Source organism: Methylobacterium fujisawaense, assembly GCF_039619325.1.
In the GTDB taxonomy this organism is placed as follows: Bacteria; Pseudomonadota; Alphaproteobacteria; order Rhizobiales; family Beijerinckiaceae; genus Methylobacterium; species Methylobacterium fujisawaense.
The window spans coordinates 3621898-3639357 of record NZ_CP155000.1 but is presented as its reverse complement, the minus strand read 5'-3'; the positions used below and the strand labels follow the sequence as shown (position 1 = coordinate 3639357).

Genomic DNA, 17460 nt, shown 5'->3' with positions numbered 1-17460 from the left:
TCCGGCGGCCCATCTTTCGGTAGACGCCGCCCGCCGTCTCGAGAGTCGGGCCCATACGGGAGGCCCCATGAACCAGATCATCGTCGTCGCGCTCATCTGCGCCGCCTCCGTCCAGGCCCCGGACTGCTCCCGCGAGACCGCCCTCGACGTGGTCACCGGGCCGGCCCACACGCTCCAGGAATGCCTCGTTCAGGGCCCGGTGCTGGCAGCCAGTACAGGCTTCAAGGGCGAGGACGGGGCCTACGTGAAGACGCGCTGCGAGCAGAGGCGCTGAGCCGGGCACGGTCTGGCGAACAGCTTTCGGCAGGGCGGCGGACGGTTCATCAGTGTCGGGACCGACGCGTATCGCCGCACCGGCCCGGCCTTGACTTTCATGGGCTGCGCATCGGCCCGTGAGCTCCGGCATTCAACTTGAGTTCAAGGCGAGCCAAACGAAATCTGCTTCGGCTCCGGCCCGCGACAGGTTAAAAGACCCGATCCAAGAAGACGCCACGCGAGCAGGAAACCATGTCCGCATCCCCCGCCATCCAGACCGAGCCGCAGGATATCGCCACCCTCGCCAGGGCCGCCGGCGAGAGCGTCAAGGCCCTCGTCGCGGAGGCGACCCGCCGGGTCCGCACGCGGATCCTCGGAACGGACGGGCGGATCGACGCGGCCAAGCTCGAGGGCGAGCAGCACGCCGCCCACGGGCTCGCATGGCTCGCGACCTACGCGGAGGCGGTCGCCGAGCTCGGCGGCTACGCCGAGCGCCTCCAGGCCGAGGGCCGGTTCGGCGAGACCGAGTCGCTCCTCGTCCGGATCGGCGCCGGCGAGTATCTCGACCAGCTGTTCTCCGGCATCCCGATGAGCCAGGGCGAGATGGTCCGCCTCACCGGCTCGCTCGGCCTCTCCGCCAAGGAGGTGGCGCAGTACCGCACCGACGCCGTCGAGACCCTGATCGCCGAGGGGAACACCCCCGAGAACCGCGCCGCCCTGGTGGCGCGGATGCGCGACGGCAGCGGCTCGGCGACCGTCGGCGCCTCGGGCCTCGACGAGGACATGGAGGCGATCCGCTCCGAGATGCGCCGCTTCGGCAAGGCCGAGGTGGTCGATCAGGCGCACGAGTGGCACCTGAAGAACGCCTACATCCCGATGGAGATCGTCACCAAGATGGCCGAGCTCGGCGTCTTCGGCCTGACGATCCCGGAGGAATACGGCGGCATGGGCCTGCCGAAGACCGCCATGTGCGTGGTCTCGGAGGAGCTGTCGCGCGCCTATATCGGCGTCGGCTCGCTCGGCACCCGCTCGGAGATCGCCGCTGAGCTGATCCTGTGCGGCGGCACCGAGGAGCAGAAGCAGCGCTTCCTGCCCAAGATCGCCAGCGGCGACATCCTGCCCACGGCCGTCTTCACCGAGCCGAATACCGGCTCCGACCTCGCCTCGCTCCGCACGCGGGCGGTGAAGGACGGCGACACCTGGAAGATCACCGGCAACAAGACCTGGATCACCCACCCGGTCCGCGCCGACATCATGACGGTGCTCGTCCGCACCAAGCCCGAGGAGAAGGGCCACAAGGGCCTCTCCATGCTGATCGCCGAGAAGCCCCGGGGCACCGACGCGGAGCCGTTCCCGGTCCAGGGCCTGTCGGGCGGCGAGATCGAAGTGCTCGGCTACCGGGGCATGAAGGAGTACGAGCTCGCCTTCGAGGGATTCGAGGTGCCCGCCGGCAACCTGCTGGGCGAGGTCGAGGGCAAGGGCTTCGCCCAGCTGATGCAGACCTTCGAATCGGCCCGCATCCAGACCGCGGCCCGGGCCATCGGCGTCGCCCAGTCGGCCCTCGACGTCGGCCTGCGCTACGCCGAGGAGCGGGTCCAGTTCGGCAAGGCGCTGGTCAACTTCCCGCGGGTCGCCGACAAGCTCGCCATGATGGCGGTGGAGATCAACATCGCCCGCCAGCTCACCTATTTCTCGGCCCGCGAGAAGGATGCCGGCAAGCGCTGCGACCTGGAGGCCGGCATGGCGAAGCTGCTGGGCGCCCGCGTCGCCTGGGCGGCGGCCGACAACGCCCTGCAGATCCATGGCGGCAACGGCTTCGCGCTGGAATACCCGGTGAGCCGGATCCTGTGCGACGCCCGCATCCTCTCGATCTTCGAGGGCGCCGCGGAGATCCAGGCCCAGGTGATCGCCCGCCGGTTGCTCGAGGCGGCCTGAAAATCGAGATCAAACTGGGGAATAGTACGTATCATGGGATTATAAGTCGGCTCATGAACCCGGCTTAAACGAAGTACCAGCTTCCTGGCCCCCGGTGAACAACTGGGGCGGCTCGGTGACCGCGCACGACGACGACGGACAGACGGGCCGCAACATCCTTCGGCGCTGGCAGGATTGCCGGACGCCGGGGGCGCCGATCCCGTCCTACGAGGCCGTCGTGCTCGGGAGCCTCGGCCGCCTCGCCGACCGGGCCGCCCTGGTGACGACCCGGAACGGCCAGGCCGCCCGGATCCTCTGGGCGGGCCAGGAATTCGGCGCCTGGATCGCGCAAGGGTCGGAAGGCCCGTCGGCGGAACCTTGTCCCAGCGAGACCGTCCCGGTCGACGCGCTCCCGATCGAGCTGCGCGAGCCCGTCGGCGAGATGGTCGCGGCCGCCCTCGGATCCGGCCAGCCCGCCTACAGCCGGTGCGATCGCCTGGATGCCGGCGTCGTGACCTCGACCCGCCTCGTCGGTGTGCCCCTCGACAACCGCTGGGGCGAGCCGTTCGTGCTGATCGGGTTCGACGGGGCGAGCGTCCGGACCGAACTCGTCCAGGCGATGTTCACCGCCACCGACCAGGGTATCCTGGCCCTCAGCACGATCCGTGACGCGGCGGGCCACCCGGTCGATTTCAAGATCGTGGCCCTCAACCGCGGCGCCGAGCGCCTCCTGGAGCGTCCCGCCGCGGTCCTGCAATGGCAGCGCATCGGCCAGCTCTTCCCGGGGGCGATCACCGCGCGGACGATCGCGACGCTCGCCGCCATGGTCGAGCGGGGCGGGCGCTCCGCCTTCGAGCTGAGCCGCCCCCGGTCCGACGGCGGCACGCTCCACCTCAAGGTCGAGGCGGGCTGCGTCGGCGATCTCCTCTCGGTCACCATGACGGATGTCGGCGACATCAAGGCCCGGGAGGCCTCGTTCCGGCTCCTGTTCGAGAACAACCCGGTCCCGATGTGGGTCGTGGCCGACGCGCGCGACCGCTTCCTGGCGGTCAACGACGCGGCCGTCGCCCATTACGGCTACAGCCGCGAGCAGTTCCTGAGCCGGGCGCCGGCCGATCTCGCCATGCCCCCCGACGCGGCGCCGGGACTCGGCCTGCCGCCCACCGGCACCCTCCACCGGCGCGCCGACGGCTCGGCGATCGAGGTCTCCCTGTTCCAGCGGGCGATGCCGTTCGAGGGGCGGCAGGCCGTGCTCGAAGCCGCCATCGACATGACGGAACGCCGGAGGGCCGAGGCCCGCATCGCCCACATGGCGCACCACGACGCGCTCACCGGGCTGCCGAACCGCGTGCTGTTCCGGGACCGCCTCGCCGAGGCGATCTCCCGCCACGCCCGGGACGGGGAGGCGGCGGTGCTGCTCTGCCTCGACCTCGACAAGTTCAAGATCGTCAACGACACGCTGGGCCATCCGGTCGGCGACGCGCTCCTGCGCGAGGCGGCCGAGCGGATCGCCGGCTGCCTGCGCAAGGACGACCTCGTGGCCCGGCTCGGCGGCGACGAGTTCGCCATCCTGGTAGGGGGGATGGATCTCCCGGCCCTGGCCGACGGGCTGATCGCCCGGGTGATCGCCGAACTCGGCCGGCCCTTCCGCCTGGACGGCCAGGATTGCCATATCGGCACCAGCATCGGGGTCGCCTGCCTGCCGCGGGACGGCACCGATCCCGAAACCCTGATGAAGAACGCCGACCTCGCCCTGTACCGGGCGAAGGCCGAGGGCGGCGGCACCTTCCGGTGCTTCGAGCCGGAGATGGATGCCTGGGTGCAGGCACGGCGGCGGCGCGAGAACGAGCTGCGCGAGGCCTTCGCCCGCGGCCAGTTCTCGCTGGTCTACCAGCCGCTGATGGATGCCCGTTCCGACCGGATCCTGGCCTTCGAGGCGCTGCTGCGCTGGTCCCATCCGGACCACGGCCCGGTTTCGCCGGCCGAGTTCGTGCCGCTGGCCGAGGAGACCGGCCTGATCGTCCCGATCGGCGCCTGGGTGATGCAGACCGCCTTCGCGGAGGCGGCGACCTGGCCGGAGGCGATCCGCCTCGCCGTGAACCTCTCCCCGATCCAGTTCCGCAACCGCAGCCTGGTCGAGACCGTGCGCGGCGCCCTCGCGACCTCGGGCCTCGACCCGCGGCGCCTCGAGCTGGAGATCACCGAATCGGTCCTGCTCGCCGACAGCGCCGCCAATCTCGCGACCCTGCATGAGCTGCGGGCCCTGGGCATCCGGATCGCAATGGACGATTTCGGCACCGGCTATTCGAGCCTCGGCTACCTGCGCAGCTTCCCCTTCGACAAGATCAAGCTCGACCGCTCCTTCGTGAGCCAGGTCGGCGAGAACACCCATTGCACGGCGATCGTGCGGGCGGTGGCGAGCCTGGGCGCCAGCCTCGGCATCGCCACCACCGCCGAAGGGGTGGAGACCGTCGAGCAGCTCGCGATGCTCCGTGCGGAGGGCTACGACGAGGTCCAGGGCTTCCTGTTCAGCCGTGCGGTCCCGGGGTCCGAGGCCCGCCGCCTGATCGACCGCGGGCGGGAGCCGGTCCCGGACGACCGGGCGGCCTGACGGCCGCCCGGCCGGTGCAGGCCCGGGGCCTACTTGGTGATCTTCACCGACACCGGATCGCTCGACGGGAAGGTCTCCTCCAGGGCCTCGTCCAGGCGCTCGTTCAGCTTCTCCTGCTTGTTGTCGGGGTTCTTGGCGTCGCCCGGCTTGGCGCTGCCCTGCTGGAAGCCCGGCTTGGCTTCGTTCGGCTTGTTGTGGGTCTCGGCCATGTCGCTCACTCGTCCGTGACGGAGGCACGCAAGGGTGCTGGTGGGCATCAACGCGAGGGACGGCGGGTGTTTCCGATCTTTCCGGTGGCCGCATGGGCTTTCCGGTCGAAGCGTCCGGCCCATGGCCTCGCCGGCGTCACCCGCGCGGCGTCGGGATCCGCGGCAGCGCGACGGGCAGCGCGACGGGCGGCGCGGCGCCGACGGGGTGGCTCCGCGTCCCGCGCACGGACGGCCGAACCGGCTGCAGGGTCAGGCGGTCGCGAGCGGCCGATCGACCGGGCTCAGGCCCCTCCTGCGGGCGGTGGCCCCGCGCATCACCGTCTCGTAGACGCCCTCGAGGCGGTCGAGATGGGCGTCGAGGCTCAGGGGCGCCGTCCAGTAGCGGTCGTGGGCGGCCCGGCCCATCCGGGCGGCGAGGCCGTCGTCGGTCAGGCGGCGCAGATGGGCGGCGAGCGCCTCCGGATCGCCGGAGCGGAACCAGAACCCGGTCTCGCCATCGATCACCGCCTCCCGCCCCGCGCAGGCATCGCTGACGATCACCGGCGCCCCGCAGGCCAGGGCCTCGTAGACGGTGAGCGGCTGGCCCTCGTACCAGACGCTCGGGAAGACCAGCGCCCGGGCTTGGCGCATCAGCGCCTGTACGCCGGCGGCGTCGCGCCAGCCGAGCATGACGGCCTCGGGATGGCGCGACGCGAGATCGGCCCGCTGGGGGCCGTCGCCGACGAAGACCGCCCGCACCCCCGCGCGCCTGGCCGCGTCCGCGAAGATCGGCGCGCCCTTCTCGGTGGAGATCCGCCCGACGAACAGGAAGTCGCCCGGCGCGCCCTCCCGCAGGGGCGCCTGCACCACCGCGATCGGGTTGTCGACCCGGTGGAACACGGTGCCGGGGGGCATCAGCGGCCGGACGACGCTTTCCTGCAGATCGCTGATCGTGACGACGTGGGCGAACAGATCCGGCAGCCGGGCCACGTGGGCGAGGCCGGCATGGCGGACCATCCGGGCCACCTTGCGCGGGTAGCTGCGTGCGTCGCAATGCGCCGCGATGCAGGCGGCCGACATCGGGGTCCGATGGCAGATCCGCTGCTCCGGATAGGCGTAGAAGCCGCCGGTGGGGCAGACGAGGAAGAACTCGTGCATCGTGTAGAGGCACGGCAGCCCGGAGGCCCGGATCGCCGGGCCGATCGACGGCGACAGCGCCTTGGCGAAGGCGTGGACGTGGACGAGGGTGTCCCGGGGGTCGCAGGCGGCGAGTTCCCGCGCGAGGGCGCGGCGCGCCGCGCCGTTCCAGATCGCCTGGGCGGCGAAGGCCAGTTTGCTGCGCGCCGTGGTGACGTCGTCCTGCTCCAGGCAGACCACCCGGATGCCGGCGGGCTCCAGCCGGGGGTCCACCGGGCCGACCGCGGCGAACAGGCTGACGCGGATCCCCCGGGCGGCGAGCCCCAGGGCGGATTCGATCGCGACCTTGGCCTGGCCGCCGTTGATCGCGGCGTGGTCTGCGACGAGGACGACGTGCACGTCAGGAATTCCGCCGCTCTGATCCGGGGCAGAGATCTGTATCCGGCCGCGGTTGATCCCCCGTAAACCGCTCTCCTTCATCCTCCCGGCTCCCGAGACCGACGCGATCCCCGGGAGGGACACCGTGCATGTCGTGATCCTGGCCGAGTTCGCGGCCGCCAGCGGCGGGGCCGAGAAGGTGGCGCTGGAATCGGCCCGCGGGCTCGCCGAGGCCGGTCTCGCCGTCACCTACATCCAGGCGATCTCGGGGGCCGTCGATCCGCTCCTCGACCATGCCGGGATCCAGCGGATCGACCTCGGCCTGCCCGACATCTGGTCGCTCGGTGCCGCGCGGGCGGCCGCCGCCGGGATCTGGCACGCCGCCGCCGCCCGCCGCCTCGCCGCGGCCCTCGCGGGCCTCGCCGCGCCGCCGGACTGCATCCACCTGCACCAATGGACCCGGACCCTGTCGCCGGCGATCGTTCCGGTCCTGTCGAAGACCGGGGTGCCGCTGGTCGTCACGCTGCACGACTACGCCCTGGCCTGCCCGAACGGCGTCTATTACCGCTTCGACCGGGCCGAGCCCTGCGGGCTCGCCCCCCTGTCGGCCGCCTGCCTCGCGGCGCCCTGCGATCCCCGCAGCCGGGGGCACAAGCTCGTGCGGGTCGCCCGTGCCGCGGCGATGCGGCAGGTCGTCGGTCGGGCCAGCCGGCGCCATCCGCTGCACGTCGTCCATGTCTGCGACGCCAGCCGGCAGCGGCTGGGCGCTCTGCTCGGCGGCTACGCCCTCACGCATCATCGGATCGACAACCCCGTCCGGCTTCCGGAGGGGCCCGCGGCCGCGCCCGCCCGCGGCGACGCGATCGCCTATGTGGGGCGCCTGACCCGCGAGAAGGGCGCCGACCTCGTGGCCGACGCCGCGCGGAGGGCCGGACTTCCGGCCCTGTTCATCGGCGCCGGCCCCCTGGAGGCGGAGCTGCGTGCCCGGGACGGCGTGGAGGTGATCGGATGGCAGAGGCCCGAGGCGGTCTGGGCTACGCTCCGGACCCGCGCCCGGGCGCTGGCGGCGCCGTCGCGCTGGTACGAGACCGGCCCGCTCACCGTCTACGAGGCGCTGGCGGCCGGCATCCCGGTCGTGGCCTCCGACCGCTCCGGCGCCGCCGAGAAGGTCCGGCACGGCCGGACCGGATTCGTGCTCGCACCGGAGGTCGGGCCCCTCGCCGAGGCCTTCACGGCGCTCCGGGACGACGCCCTGGCGGCGTCGCTCGGGGCGGAGGCCCGCAGGCTCTTCCGCACCGCGCCGATGGGCCTGGACGCCCATGCGGCGGCGCTCCGGGGGCTCTACGCCCGTCTGTCCGGAGCCGCGGCTGGTGCGATGCAGCATCCGGATTCGCTGGTCCAGCCGCGATGATCCGAGGCGGCCCGGCCCGTCTGGTATACCACAAGCATTCACGATCCGTTCGTGCCCCTCTGGACAGGCAGATCGTTTTTTGCGAAGCGGCCTCTTGCCGGGATCGGCAATCTTGGCCGATCGGATAAATGGCGCAGCTTGCACGCAATCTGCTATCGGGGCTGCAGCCGCGATGCGATGACTGTGCGAGATCATCGGATCTGCATTTTATCGGGCTTCCGGGTCCTGCATGGCCCCCGAAGCATGCACTTGACTTCTTGTTGCGGTGCAACATATAGAAGCGCGTCAACGCGGACGCATCCGGCGTCCCGCTCCATGAACGTTGCTGGAGACATCGATGCAGACCCCGAACTTCGAGATCCCGACCGAGATGCGCGACTTCGCCGAGAAGAGCGTCGATCAGGCTCGGACCGCTGTCGGCACCATGATGACGAACGCCGTGAAGGTCGCCGAGCAGGTCCAGACCTCGGGTCAGACCTTCCAGTCGACCCTGACCGCCGCGGTCGCGAAGGGGTTTGATCACGCGCAGGCCAACGCCAACGCGACCTTCGACTTCGCCCAGAAGCTGGTGCGCACGAAGGATCTCCGCGAGGCGTTCGAGCTCCAGTCCGAGTTCGTCCGCAGCCAGTTCGCCGCGCTCCAGGCCCAGGCCAAGGATTACGGCGCCCTCGCCCAGAACGCCGCCGCCCGCTGAGGCCGGCGCGCCGTCCCCGATCCTCGATCGGGGACGCGATACGGGATCCGGAGGGCGCGCGGCGCCGACCGGATCCGAGGCTCTGACACCCGGGCGTCACGGGTCCGAGGCCGACACCGCGGGCGAGCCGGCTGCGCACGACCCTCCGGCCGCCGCTCCGTCAGGACGGCCTGACGCCGACAGGAGGAGATCGCGCGATGGGAAAGCCGCGTCGACCGAGGGGAGGCCGCCCCGCCGGATCACCCCAACCGCTCCGGAAGGCGCTGGCCCCGGCCGAGATCCGCCCTGCGCCGATCGCCGAGGACGCACCCGCGCCGGCGAGCGACTTTTCCGTCGAGACCCACGAGCCGCAGGCCGAGCCGGCCCAGGCGGCGCCCGCGGCGACCGCCCCGGTCCTGCCCGAGACCGCCTCTGAGGTGCCGGCCGACGGGCCGACCGAGACGGCCGCGCAGGCGGTCCCCGAAGCCGGCGCCGCGGCGGATATCGCCGTCCCGCCGGTGCCGGACGCCGTCGGCGTCCCAGACCGGATCGTCTTCACCCCCGACCGCTTCGATGTCGTCGAGATCGGCTCGACCATCGCCCGCTACGTGCGCGGCGAGGGTGAGGCGGCCCTGGCGCATCTGCGGGCGCTCTCGGGCGCCCGGTCGCCGGCCGAGGTGATTCGCCTGCAGGTCGGCGAGGTCCAGCGGGCCGCCGACGCGTCCCTGACCTGCTGGGTCACGGTCATCGGTCAGACGAGCCGCGTGGTCGCGTACCGCTGAAGCGGCGCGGGACTTGTCGCATCCCGGCAACACGGGCGCCCGGATCGAACCGGCGGCGGCAACCGTCCGTTAACCAAGTCGGTCCCATGCCGTAACGGAGGGCACGGGAAACGACACCGGACCGATGCCGAACTGCGCGCGCCTGATCCGTACCGCATGGCTTCGCCTGGCCGTGGCGCTTCTGCCGGCCCTGGCGGGAGCGCCGGTTGCCGCGCAGAACGGCGAGAAGCCCGCCGTCGCCATCGGGGCCGACCTCGCGAGCCAGGCCGGCGGCACGCGCCTGACCCTGACCCTGTCCCGGGCCGTCGAGGCCCGCGGCTTCGTGATGGAGCGGCCGGACCGGGCGGTGATCGACCTGCCCGAGGTCAACTTCCAGCTCGAATCCGGGACCGGCAGCCGCCGCGACGGGCTCGTCCAATCCTTCCGCTACGGCCTGTTCGCCCCAGGCCGCTCCCGCATCGTGATCGACCTCACCGCCCCCGCCACCGTCGGCAGGATCGAGTCGGTGACGCGGGCCCGCGACGGCGCGGTGCTGCTCACGATCCCGCTCCAGCGCGCCGACCGCGACGCCTTCCGCAAGGCGGCGGCCGCCGCGGATCCCGCCCCCGCCCAGGCCCGCAGCGCCCCGCCGGAACCGACCGACCAGCGCCCGCTGATCATGGTCGATGCCGGCCACGGCGGCACCGATCCCGGCGCCATCGCGGTGGGCGGCGTGTTCGAGAAGGATATCGTGTTCGGCTTCGCCCAGGCGCTGGTGGAGAAGCTGGAGGCGGCCGGGCGCTACCGGGTCCGGATGACCCGCGACCGGGACGTGTTCGTGCCCCTCGCCGACCGGGTGCGCCTCGCCCGCGAGGCCAAGGCCGACCTGTTCGTGTCGATCCACGCGGATTCGATCTCGGCGGCCCCCCAGGTGCGGGGCGCCACGATCTACACCAATGCCGAGAAGGCCACGGACGCCGAATCCGCCAAGCTCGCGGAGCGCGAGAACCGGGCCGACGCCGCCGCGGGCGCCGACGCCGCCGAGGCGCCGCCGGACATCGCCGACATCCTGCAGGAGCTGACCCTCCGCGAGACCCGCGGCTTCTCGTCGGGCTTCGCCCGCACGCTGATGGGCCAGCTCGCCCCCGTGATCGAGATGAGCGCCAAGCCCCACCGCGAGGCGCGCTTCGTGGTGCTGCGCTCCCCCGACGTGCCGAGCGTGCTGGTGGAGCTGGGCTATCTCTCCAGCAAGCGCGACCTGGAGATGCTGCAATCGCCGGAGTGGCGGGCGGGCGTCACCGGCTCCATGGCCAAGGCGATCGATCTGTTCTTCACCAACCGCGCCACCCTGGGGCGTCCGACAGTCATGCGCCGCTCAGCCGCTGTCGCCCCAGTTTCACCATAGAATGCGTGTCGATACGGGACGTCCGAACGCCCCGTCGCACCGCCGTCGAAACCGGCATTCCGAAGGGGCCTGACGGGAGCATCCGGGGGCTGACCGCATCGAGAGCGGACGCACGCGCCGGATGAGCCGATTCCGGCATTCGGCCGGGCCAGCGACGAGCGGAACACCGGATGCGTCTGATCCTTCGTTTCTTCGGGATCCTGTTCAGCGCTGGCGCGGTGCTGTTCGTGGTCGGCGCGGCGGTGGGCGGGTACTTCTACTGGAAGTACAGCCAGGACCTGCCCGACCACGCGGCGCTCGCCAATTACGAGCCGCCGGTGATGACCCGCGTCCACGCGGCGGACGGTTCGCTGCTCGCCGAATATGCCCGCGAGCGCCGGCTGTACCTGCCGATCCAGGCGATGCCCAAGATCGTCGTCGCGGCCTTCCTGTCGGCCGAGGACAAGAATTTCTACAAGCACGGCGGCATCGACCCCGAGGGGATCGTGCGCGCCTTCCTGACCAACGCCAAGTCGGGCAAGCGGCAGGGCGCCTCGACCATCACCCAGCAGGTCGCCAAGAACTTCCTGCTCTCCTCCGAGCAGACCTACGACCGCAAGATCAAGGAGGCGCTGCTGGCGCTCCGGATCGAGGCGGCCTACTCGAAGGACAAGATCCTCGAGCTGTACCTCAACGAGATCTTCCTCGGCACGATCGTGCCGGGCCGCAACCTCCACGGCGTGGCGGCAGCGGCGTTGGATTACTTCGGAAAATCGGTCCACGAGCTGACCATCAACGAGGCGGCCTACCTCGCCGCCCTGCCGAAGGGGCCGAACAACTACCACCCCTACCGCAAGACCCAGGCGGCGCTGGACCGCCGCAACGAGATCATCCGCCTGATGGCGGAGAACGGCTACATCACCAAGGAGGAGGCGGATTCCGCCAAGAAGATGCCGCTCGGCGTCAACCCGCGCGTCGCCTTCCCGAACGCCGCCAACGCCAATTACTTCACCGAGGAGGTCCGCCGCGAGATCTCCGAGCGCTACGGCGAGAAGAAGCTCTACGAGGGCGGCCTCTCGGTGCGCACGACCCTCGATCCGAAGATGCAGGGCTGGGCCCGCAAGGCGCTGGTCGACGGCCTCGTGCGCTACGATCAGGCCCATGGCTGGCGCGGGCCGGTCACCAAGGTCGACCTGACCGGGCGTGACTGGGGCATGGCGGCGGCCGAGGTTCCGGCGCTGGGCGACGTGGCACCCTGGCGCCTCGCCGTGGTGCTGGGCAATGGCGGCGGCGGCGTGCAGATCGGCCTGCAGCCCAAGCGCGAGGCCTCCGGCCAGGTGGTCAAGGACCGCGAGACCGGCGTGATCACGCCCGAGGGCATGCGCTGGGCCGGCCGCGCCAATCTCCAGCCCGGCGACATGGTCTATGTCGAGGCGATGGATGGCGGCCGCGGCCAGTTCCGCCTGCGCCAGAAGCCCGAGGTCTCCGGCGCCATCGTGGCCATGGACCCGAATACGGGCCGGGTGCACGCGATGGTCGGCGGCTTCTCGTACGACGAATCCGAGTTCAACCGCGCCACCCAGGCGATGCGCCAGCCCGGCTCCTCGTTCAAGCCGATCGTCTACTCGGCGGCGCTGGACAACGGCTACACGCCCGCCTCGATCATCCAGGACACCCCGATCACCATCGAGGCCGGCCCCGGCCAGGAGGCCTGGACGCCCTCGAACTACGACGGCAAGTCCGGCGGCCCCCACACCCTGCGCTACGGCATCGAGCACTCGAAGAACCTGATGACGGTGCGGCTCGCCAAGGATGTCGGCATGCCGCTCATCGCCGAGTACGCCCGCCGCTTCGGCGTCTACGACGACATGCTGCCGGTTCTGCCGATGTCGCTGGGCGCGGGCGAGACCACGGTGATGCGCATGGTCACCGCCTACTCGATGCTGGCCAATGGCGGCCGGCGCATCCGGCCGACCCTGATCGACCGGATCCAGGACCGCATCGGCGAGACCATCTACCGCCACGACAACCGCAAATGCATCGGCTGCGACGCCGAGAAGTGGTCCGGCCAGGACGAGCCGAAGCTGGTGGACGATTCCGAGCAGGTGCTCGACCCGCTGACCGCCTACCAGATGGTCTCGATCATGGAGGGCGTGGTCCAGCGCGGGACCGCGACGATCCTGAAGCAGATCGGCAAGCCGCTCGCCGGCAAGACCGGCACGACCAACGACGCCAAGGACGCGTGGTTCGTAGGCTTCTCGCCGGATCTGGCGGTCGGCATCTATATCGGCTTCGACAAGCCGCGCTCGCTCGGCGACCGCGCCACCGGCGGCGGGCTGGCGGCACCGATCGCCCTGGAGTTCCTCAAGACCGCCCTCAAGGACAAGCCGCCGACGCCGTTCCGCGTCCCCCCGGGGATCAAGCTGATCCGCATCAATCTCGCCAGCGGCACCCGTGCGGGGTCCGGCGAGGGCGCCGGGACCATCCTGGAGGCGTTTAAGCCCGGTACCGCACCGGCGGATTCCTACGTGGCGCCGTCGTCCTCGGGCGGTGGCCAGGCCGCCGCCCCCGCGGCGGTCCCGGCCGATCCCGACCGGGCCGCGCAGGCCGGCGGATTGTACTGAAGCGACCGGTCCCGGCTCGCGTTCCGCTCAAGTCGGGTCTGCCCGAGTCGAGTCTGCCCAGGTCGGGTCCGCCCGGCCTGGGCTTTCTGTTGCGGATCCCCAGCGGGCGCAGCGCCGACGCCGGAGCGGCGTTCTGAAGCCGCGTCACGGCCTCGACGAGGGTCACGGATCCGGCCTCATCCTGTCCCCCTCCCGCGTGGGATCAGGGTGCCTGCCCTGGACGATTCAGGGTTCGTGCCGTCGTTCCGGGGCGCGGCAGCGGCCCTGCGCGGGCCGGAAGACGTGGCTCGCGCGATCCGCGCACTGGCATCCGCGCAGAAAAAAGCCGCCCCGGATGGAGCGGCTCGAAGAGTCATCAGGGAGGCATCAAAACAGAGCGGACGAACATGTCCAACTCGACATCCAGATCACTGGATGCCTCTTTATGCCCCGGAAACCTTAATCGGCAATTAATACAAATCTTCGGCCGCTGATCTCAGGCCGCCAGACTGTCGAACAGGCCGCGCCCGTCGGTTCCGCCGATCAGGTCTTCGACGAAGTTCTCCGGGTGCGGCATCATCCCGAGCACGTTCCCGGTCTCCGACAGGACGCCCGCGATGGCGTTGAGGGAGCCGTTACGGTTGGCCTCCACGGTGATGGCGCCGGTGGCGTCGCAGTACCGGAAGGCGACCCGGCCCTCGCCTTCGATCCGCGCCAGCGTCTCGGGATCGGCGAAGTAATTGCCTTCCCCGTGGGCGACGCAGACGTCGATGACCTGACCCGGGGCGTAGGCGCTGGTGAAGCGGGTGTCGGTGCGCTCGACCCGGAGCGTCTGGCGGTGGCAGATGAAACGCCGGTCGACGTTGCGCATCAGCACGCCGGGCAGAAGGCCGGATTCGCACAGGATCTGGAAGCCGTTGCAGATGCCGAGCACGAGTCCGCCGCGCGCCGCGTGGGCCCGCACCGCATCCATGGCGGCGGCCCGGCCGGCGATGGCGCCGCAGCGCAGGTAGTCGCCGTACGAGAAGCCGCCGGGTAGCACGGCGAGGTCGGTGCCGGCGGGCAGTTCGTGGTCCGCGTGCCAGACGAGGCTCACCTGCGCGCCGGATCGCCGCAGGGCCCGGACGACGTCCGATTCGCGGTTGGAACCCGGGAAGACGACGACCGCGGCGTGCATCAGAGGATCTCGATCGCGTAATTCTCGACGACGGTGTTGGCCAGGAGCTTCTCGCAGGCCGTGCGCAACGTCGCCTCCGCGGCGGCGCTGTCGACCGCAGAGACCTCGATGTCGAAGACCTTGCCCTGCCGGACGCCGTCGACGCCCTCGATGCCGAGGGATCTGAGTGCGGCCTCGATCGCCTTACCCTGCGGGTCCAGCACACCGGTCTTCAGGGTGACGATGATACGGGCTTTCATGGATCTTCGGGTCTCACGCGTGTCCGGGACGGGAGTGTGACCTGCGACATCGTCACACAGACCGCCGCGGACCGCTTCTAGCAGGAAGGCCGCCGAACTGTCGAACACCCCGCACGCATGGGGATAATTCCGGTATTCGGTGCAACTTGACGAATATTTCTAGAGCAGGCGCACTCGCTCAGCGATGCGTGGCCGGGCTCCGCAGCGGCTCGATGCTGGTGGCCCGGCGCCAGAGCTGAAGCATGACCCAGGCCGCGAACAGGCTGAACACGCCCATCAGGACGTGTCCCACCCGCTCGCCGAGATCGAAGATGCCCGCGATGGCCCAGCCCGCCGCGATGGCCACGGCGAACACCTCGGTGCCGACGAGGACCATCATGCTGATGATGGTGATGGCGTTGCGCCCGTTCACGAGATCCGCCCTCGAATCGATTTCGCGTCCCGGACGCGCCGTCCGGGACGCGCGCAGCTAGCCCGGAGCGGCCGCGTGATGCAACCGACGGGACGGATCCCGCGTCAGCGCGGCGCGCGCTTGGCCAGGATCCGCTGCAGGGTCCGCCGGTGCATGTTGAGGCGCCGGGCGGTCTCGCTCACGTTGCGGCTGCACAGCTCGTAGACGCGCTGGATGTGCTCCCAGCGGACCCGGTCCGCCGACATCGGGTTCTCCGGCGGGTCGGCCCGCTCGCCCGGCTGCGCCATCAGCGTGCCGTGGATCTCGTCGGCATCGGCGGGCTTGGCGAGGTAGTCGAAGGCGCCGAGCTTCACCGCGGTCACCGCCGTGGCGATGTTGCCGTAGCCGGTCAGGATCACGCCCCGGGCCTCGGGACGGCGCTCCTTGAGGCGGGCGATCACGTCCAGGCCGTTGCCGTCGCCCAGGCGCATGTCGATCACCGCGAAGGCGGGCGCGCGCGCCTCGACGGCCGAGACGCCGTCCGCGACGCTGTCGGCCACCTGCACGTGGTAGCCGCGGCTCTCCATGGCGCGGGCGAGGCGGGTCTGGAAGGGCTTGTCGTCGTCAACGATCAACAGGCTGCGGTCGGAGAAGGCGGCCAGCGGATCGGCATCGTCGATCACGGCGGGGTTGGTCGCCGCCACAGTCCCGGGCTGCGTGAGCATCCGACACTCCTTTTGGGTTTTCGTCGTCGGGTTCTTGGTCTGTGCCTCATATAGGTACGGCATCGCGCGGTGGCAGGGGGGCGCGGATACTGAGTTCCGGAGAATGTCGCGGCGCCGCCCCCCGCTCGAAGATGTGGCGGGCCCAGGAGACCCGCACGATCGCCCCATGGGCGTCCGGCGCGGCGACGTTCATCAGGGCGAGCTGCGCCCCCGAGCGCTCGATCAGGGTCTTGGCGATGAACAGGCCCAGGCCGAGCCCGGCCCCCACGGTCTCGCCGGATTGCGGCCGGTCGTGGCTGCGGGTCGTGACGTAGGGCTCGCCGGCCCGCAGCAGCACCTCGCTGGAGAAGCCCGGCCCGTCGTCGCGGATCTCGATCCAGACCCGGTCGGGCGTCCAGCGCCCCTCGACGGAGACGCGGGCCTCGGCGAAGTCCACGGCGTTGTCGAGGATGTTGGCGAGGCCGAACATGACGCCCGGGTTGCGGCGGCAGGCCGGCTCCGGGCCGTCGCCGGCGCTGGTGACGTCGAGGGCGGCGCCCAGCGCCCGCTGGGGCGCCACCAGCTCCTCCACGAGGTGGCTGAACGTGACCGTCTCCAGGAAGCCGACCCCGTCCCCGTCGAGGGAGGTCAGCTTGCCGAGGATGCCGCGGCAGCGGTCGACCTGCTCGCGCAGCAGGTTGAGATCCTCCGCCACCGCCGGCGAGGCGGTGGGGCCGAGCTGGCGGATCAGCTCCTTGGTCACCACCATGATGGTGCCCAGCGGCGTGCCCAATTCATGGGCAGCGGCGGCCGCCAGCCCGTCGAGCTGCGACAGGTGCTGCTCGCGGGCGAGCACGAGTTCGGTGGCGGCGAGCGCCTGGGCGAGGAGCCGCGTCTCCTCCGCCACCCGCCACGCGTAGACGCCCGTGAAGGCGGTGCCGAGCAGGATCGCGGTCCAGACGCCGGAGACGTACAGGAACGGCAGCTCGATCCGCCCGTCGGCGAACCAGGGCAGGGGCCGGTGCACCAGGGCGAGCAGGGTCGCGAGCCCCACCGCCAGGAGCCCCAGCGCCAGCGTCCGCTCGGGCGGGAGGGCGGTCGCGGAGATCAGCACGGGGGCGAGGAACAGCAGCGAGAACGGATTCTGGAGGCCGCCGGTGAGGAACAGCAGAGCCGCGAGCTGCACGATGTCGAAGGCGAGCAGCAGCGCGGCCGAATCGTCGCTGAGACGGTAGCTCGCCGGGAAGCGGATCCGCAGGGCGAGGTTCAGCCAGGACGAGGTGGCGATCACCAGGAAGCACCAGCCGAAGGGGAGCGGCAGGCCGAGGCCGAACTGCGCCCCGACCACCGCCGCGCTCTGGCCCGTGACGGCGAGCCAGCGGAGGCGGACGAAGGTGTCGAGCCGCAGGTGTCGGGCGTCGCGGCCGAGGCCGCTGAGATCGGTATCGGGCATGCTGTGTTTCGATGCGTCGCCGGACGGACCCGACCGGCCCGGCTTCTCGCGGATCCCCACCGCATGACGCGGTGGCGGGGATCCCGGCAAGCCGACCCGGACAAGTCGTCGCTGGTGAACGTGGTCACAGGCAAGTCGCCGCGGCTCCGGGATGTTCCACCGGCGTTCAGGGTGGAGCATT

The 17460-nt window shown here is 71.1% G+C and carries 15 protein-coding genes; 8 read left to right on the top strand and 7 right to left on the bottom strand.

The annotated features are described in order from the left end of the window. Positions 1–67 precede the first annotated feature (67 nt). The 3 genes from ABC766_RS17255 to ABC766_RS17245 all read left to right on the top strand — a co-directional run bounded on the left by ABC766_RS17255 (position 68) and on the right by ABC766_RS17245 (position 4780). Complete coding sequence (locus ABC766_RS17255; RefSeq protein WP_043357188.1) at positions 68–274, top strand: hypothetical protein; 207 nt, start codon at positions 68–70, stop codon at positions 272–274. Positions 275–507: 233 nt separating this feature from the next. Further along, positions 508–2190 (top strand): acyl-CoA dehydrogenase family protein, encoded by a 1683-nt coding sequence (locus ABC766_RS17250; protein WP_075381037.1) that lies wholly within the window; start codon positions 508–510, stop codon positions 2188–2190. Between the two features lie 94 nt (positions 2191–2284). Then, complete coding sequence (locus tag ABC766_RS17245) at positions 2285–4780, top strand: putative bifunctional diguanylate cyclase/phosphodiesterase (RefSeq protein ID WP_345819115.1); 2496 nt, start codon at positions 2285–2287, stop codon at positions 4778–4780. 29 nt (positions 4781–4809) lie between these two features. On the opposite strand, the gene ABC766_RS17240 is transcribed toward ABC766_RS17245, so the two are convergent. Both ABC766_RS17240 and ABC766_RS17235 read right to left on the bottom strand, forming a co-directional pair. After that, positions 4810–4989, bottom strand: a complete 180-nt coding sequence (locus ABC766_RS17240) for a hypothetical protein (RefSeq protein WP_043384781.1) — start codon at positions 4987–4989, stop codon at positions 4810–4812. A gap of 249 nt (positions 4990–5238) precedes the next feature. Then, a complete protein-coding gene (locus ABC766_RS17235; protein ID WP_345819114.1) occupies positions 5239–6504 on the bottom strand; it encodes a glycosyltransferase family 4 protein in 1266 nt (421 codons plus the stop codon). A gap of 124 nt (positions 6505–6628) precedes the next feature. Between ABC766_RS17235 and ABC766_RS17230 the strand changes: the two genes are divergently transcribed. The 5 genes from ABC766_RS17230 (at position 6629) to ABC766_RS17210 (ending at position 13336) form a co-directional block, all read left to right on the top strand. Then, on the top strand, positions 6629–7894 hold the full coding sequence (locus ABC766_RS17230) for a glycosyltransferase (RefSeq protein ID WP_345819113.1): 1266 nt from the start codon (positions 6629–6631) through the stop codon (positions 7892–7894). Between the two features lie 337 nt (positions 7895–8231). Then, complete coding sequence (locus tag ABC766_RS17225; RefSeq protein WP_043357179.1) at positions 8232–8588, top strand: phasin; 357 nt, start codon at positions 8232–8234, stop codon at positions 8586–8588. 197 nt (positions 8589–8785) lie between these two features. Next, positions 8786–9349 (top strand): hypothetical protein, encoded by a 564-nt coding sequence (locus ABC766_RS17220; protein WP_345819112.1) that lies wholly within the window; start codon positions 8786–8788, stop codon positions 9347–9349. A gap of 124 nt (positions 9350–9473) precedes the next feature. Further along, the gene (locus ABC766_RS17215; RefSeq protein ID WP_043759637.1) at positions 9474–10733 is read left to right on the top strand and encodes an N-acetylmuramoyl-L-alanine amidase; all 1260 of its coding nucleotides are present in this window, start codon (positions 9474–9476) and stop codon (positions 10731–10733) included. Positions 10734–10903: 170 nt separating this feature from the next. After that, the gene (locus ABC766_RS17210) at positions 10904–13336 is read left to right on the top strand and encodes a penicillin-binding protein 1A (protein ID WP_043350075.1); all 2433 of its coding nucleotides are present in this window, start codon (positions 10904–10906) and stop codon (positions 13334–13336) included. Between the two features lie 475 nt (positions 13337–13811). Here the strand turns inward: ABC766_RS17210 and purQ are convergent, their stop codons facing one another. From purQ to ABC766_RS17185, 5 genes are all read right to left on the bottom strand, one after another. Further along, complete coding sequence (gene purQ / locus ABC766_RS17205) at positions 13812–14492, bottom strand: phosphoribosylformylglycinamidine synthase subunit PurQ (RefSeq protein ID WP_043350073.1); 681 nt, start codon at positions 14490–14492, stop codon at positions 13812–13814. Further along, a complete protein-coding gene (gene purS, locus ABC766_RS17200) occupies positions 14492–14731 on the bottom strand; it encodes a phosphoribosylformylglycinamidine synthase subunit PurS (RefSeq protein ID WP_043350071.1) in 240 nt (79 codons plus the stop codon). The genes purQ and purS overlap by 1 nt, the downstream gene beginning before the upstream one ends. Positions 14732–14909: 178 nt before the next feature. Further along, complete coding sequence (locus tag ABC766_RS17195; RefSeq protein ID WP_043350069.1) at positions 14910–15143, bottom strand: hypothetical protein; 234 nt, start codon at positions 15141–15143, stop codon at positions 14910–14912. A 104-nt stretch (positions 15144–15247) separates the two neighbouring features. Beyond that, positions 15248–15847, bottom strand: coding sequence for an ActR/PrrA/RegA family redox response regulator transcription factor (locus ABC766_RS17190; RefSeq protein ID WP_043350065.1), 600 nt, complete (start codon positions 15845–15847; stop codon positions 15248–15250). Positions 15848–15893: 46 nt separating this feature from the next. Continuing rightward, positions 15894–17279: an ActS/PrrB/RegB family redox-sensitive histidine kinase gene (locus ABC766_RS17185; RefSeq protein ID WP_043350081.1), complete on the bottom strand. Its 1386-nt coding sequence runs from the start codon at positions 17277–17279 to the stop codon at positions 15894–15896. Between the last annotated feature and the right edge of the window lie 181 nt (positions 17280–17460).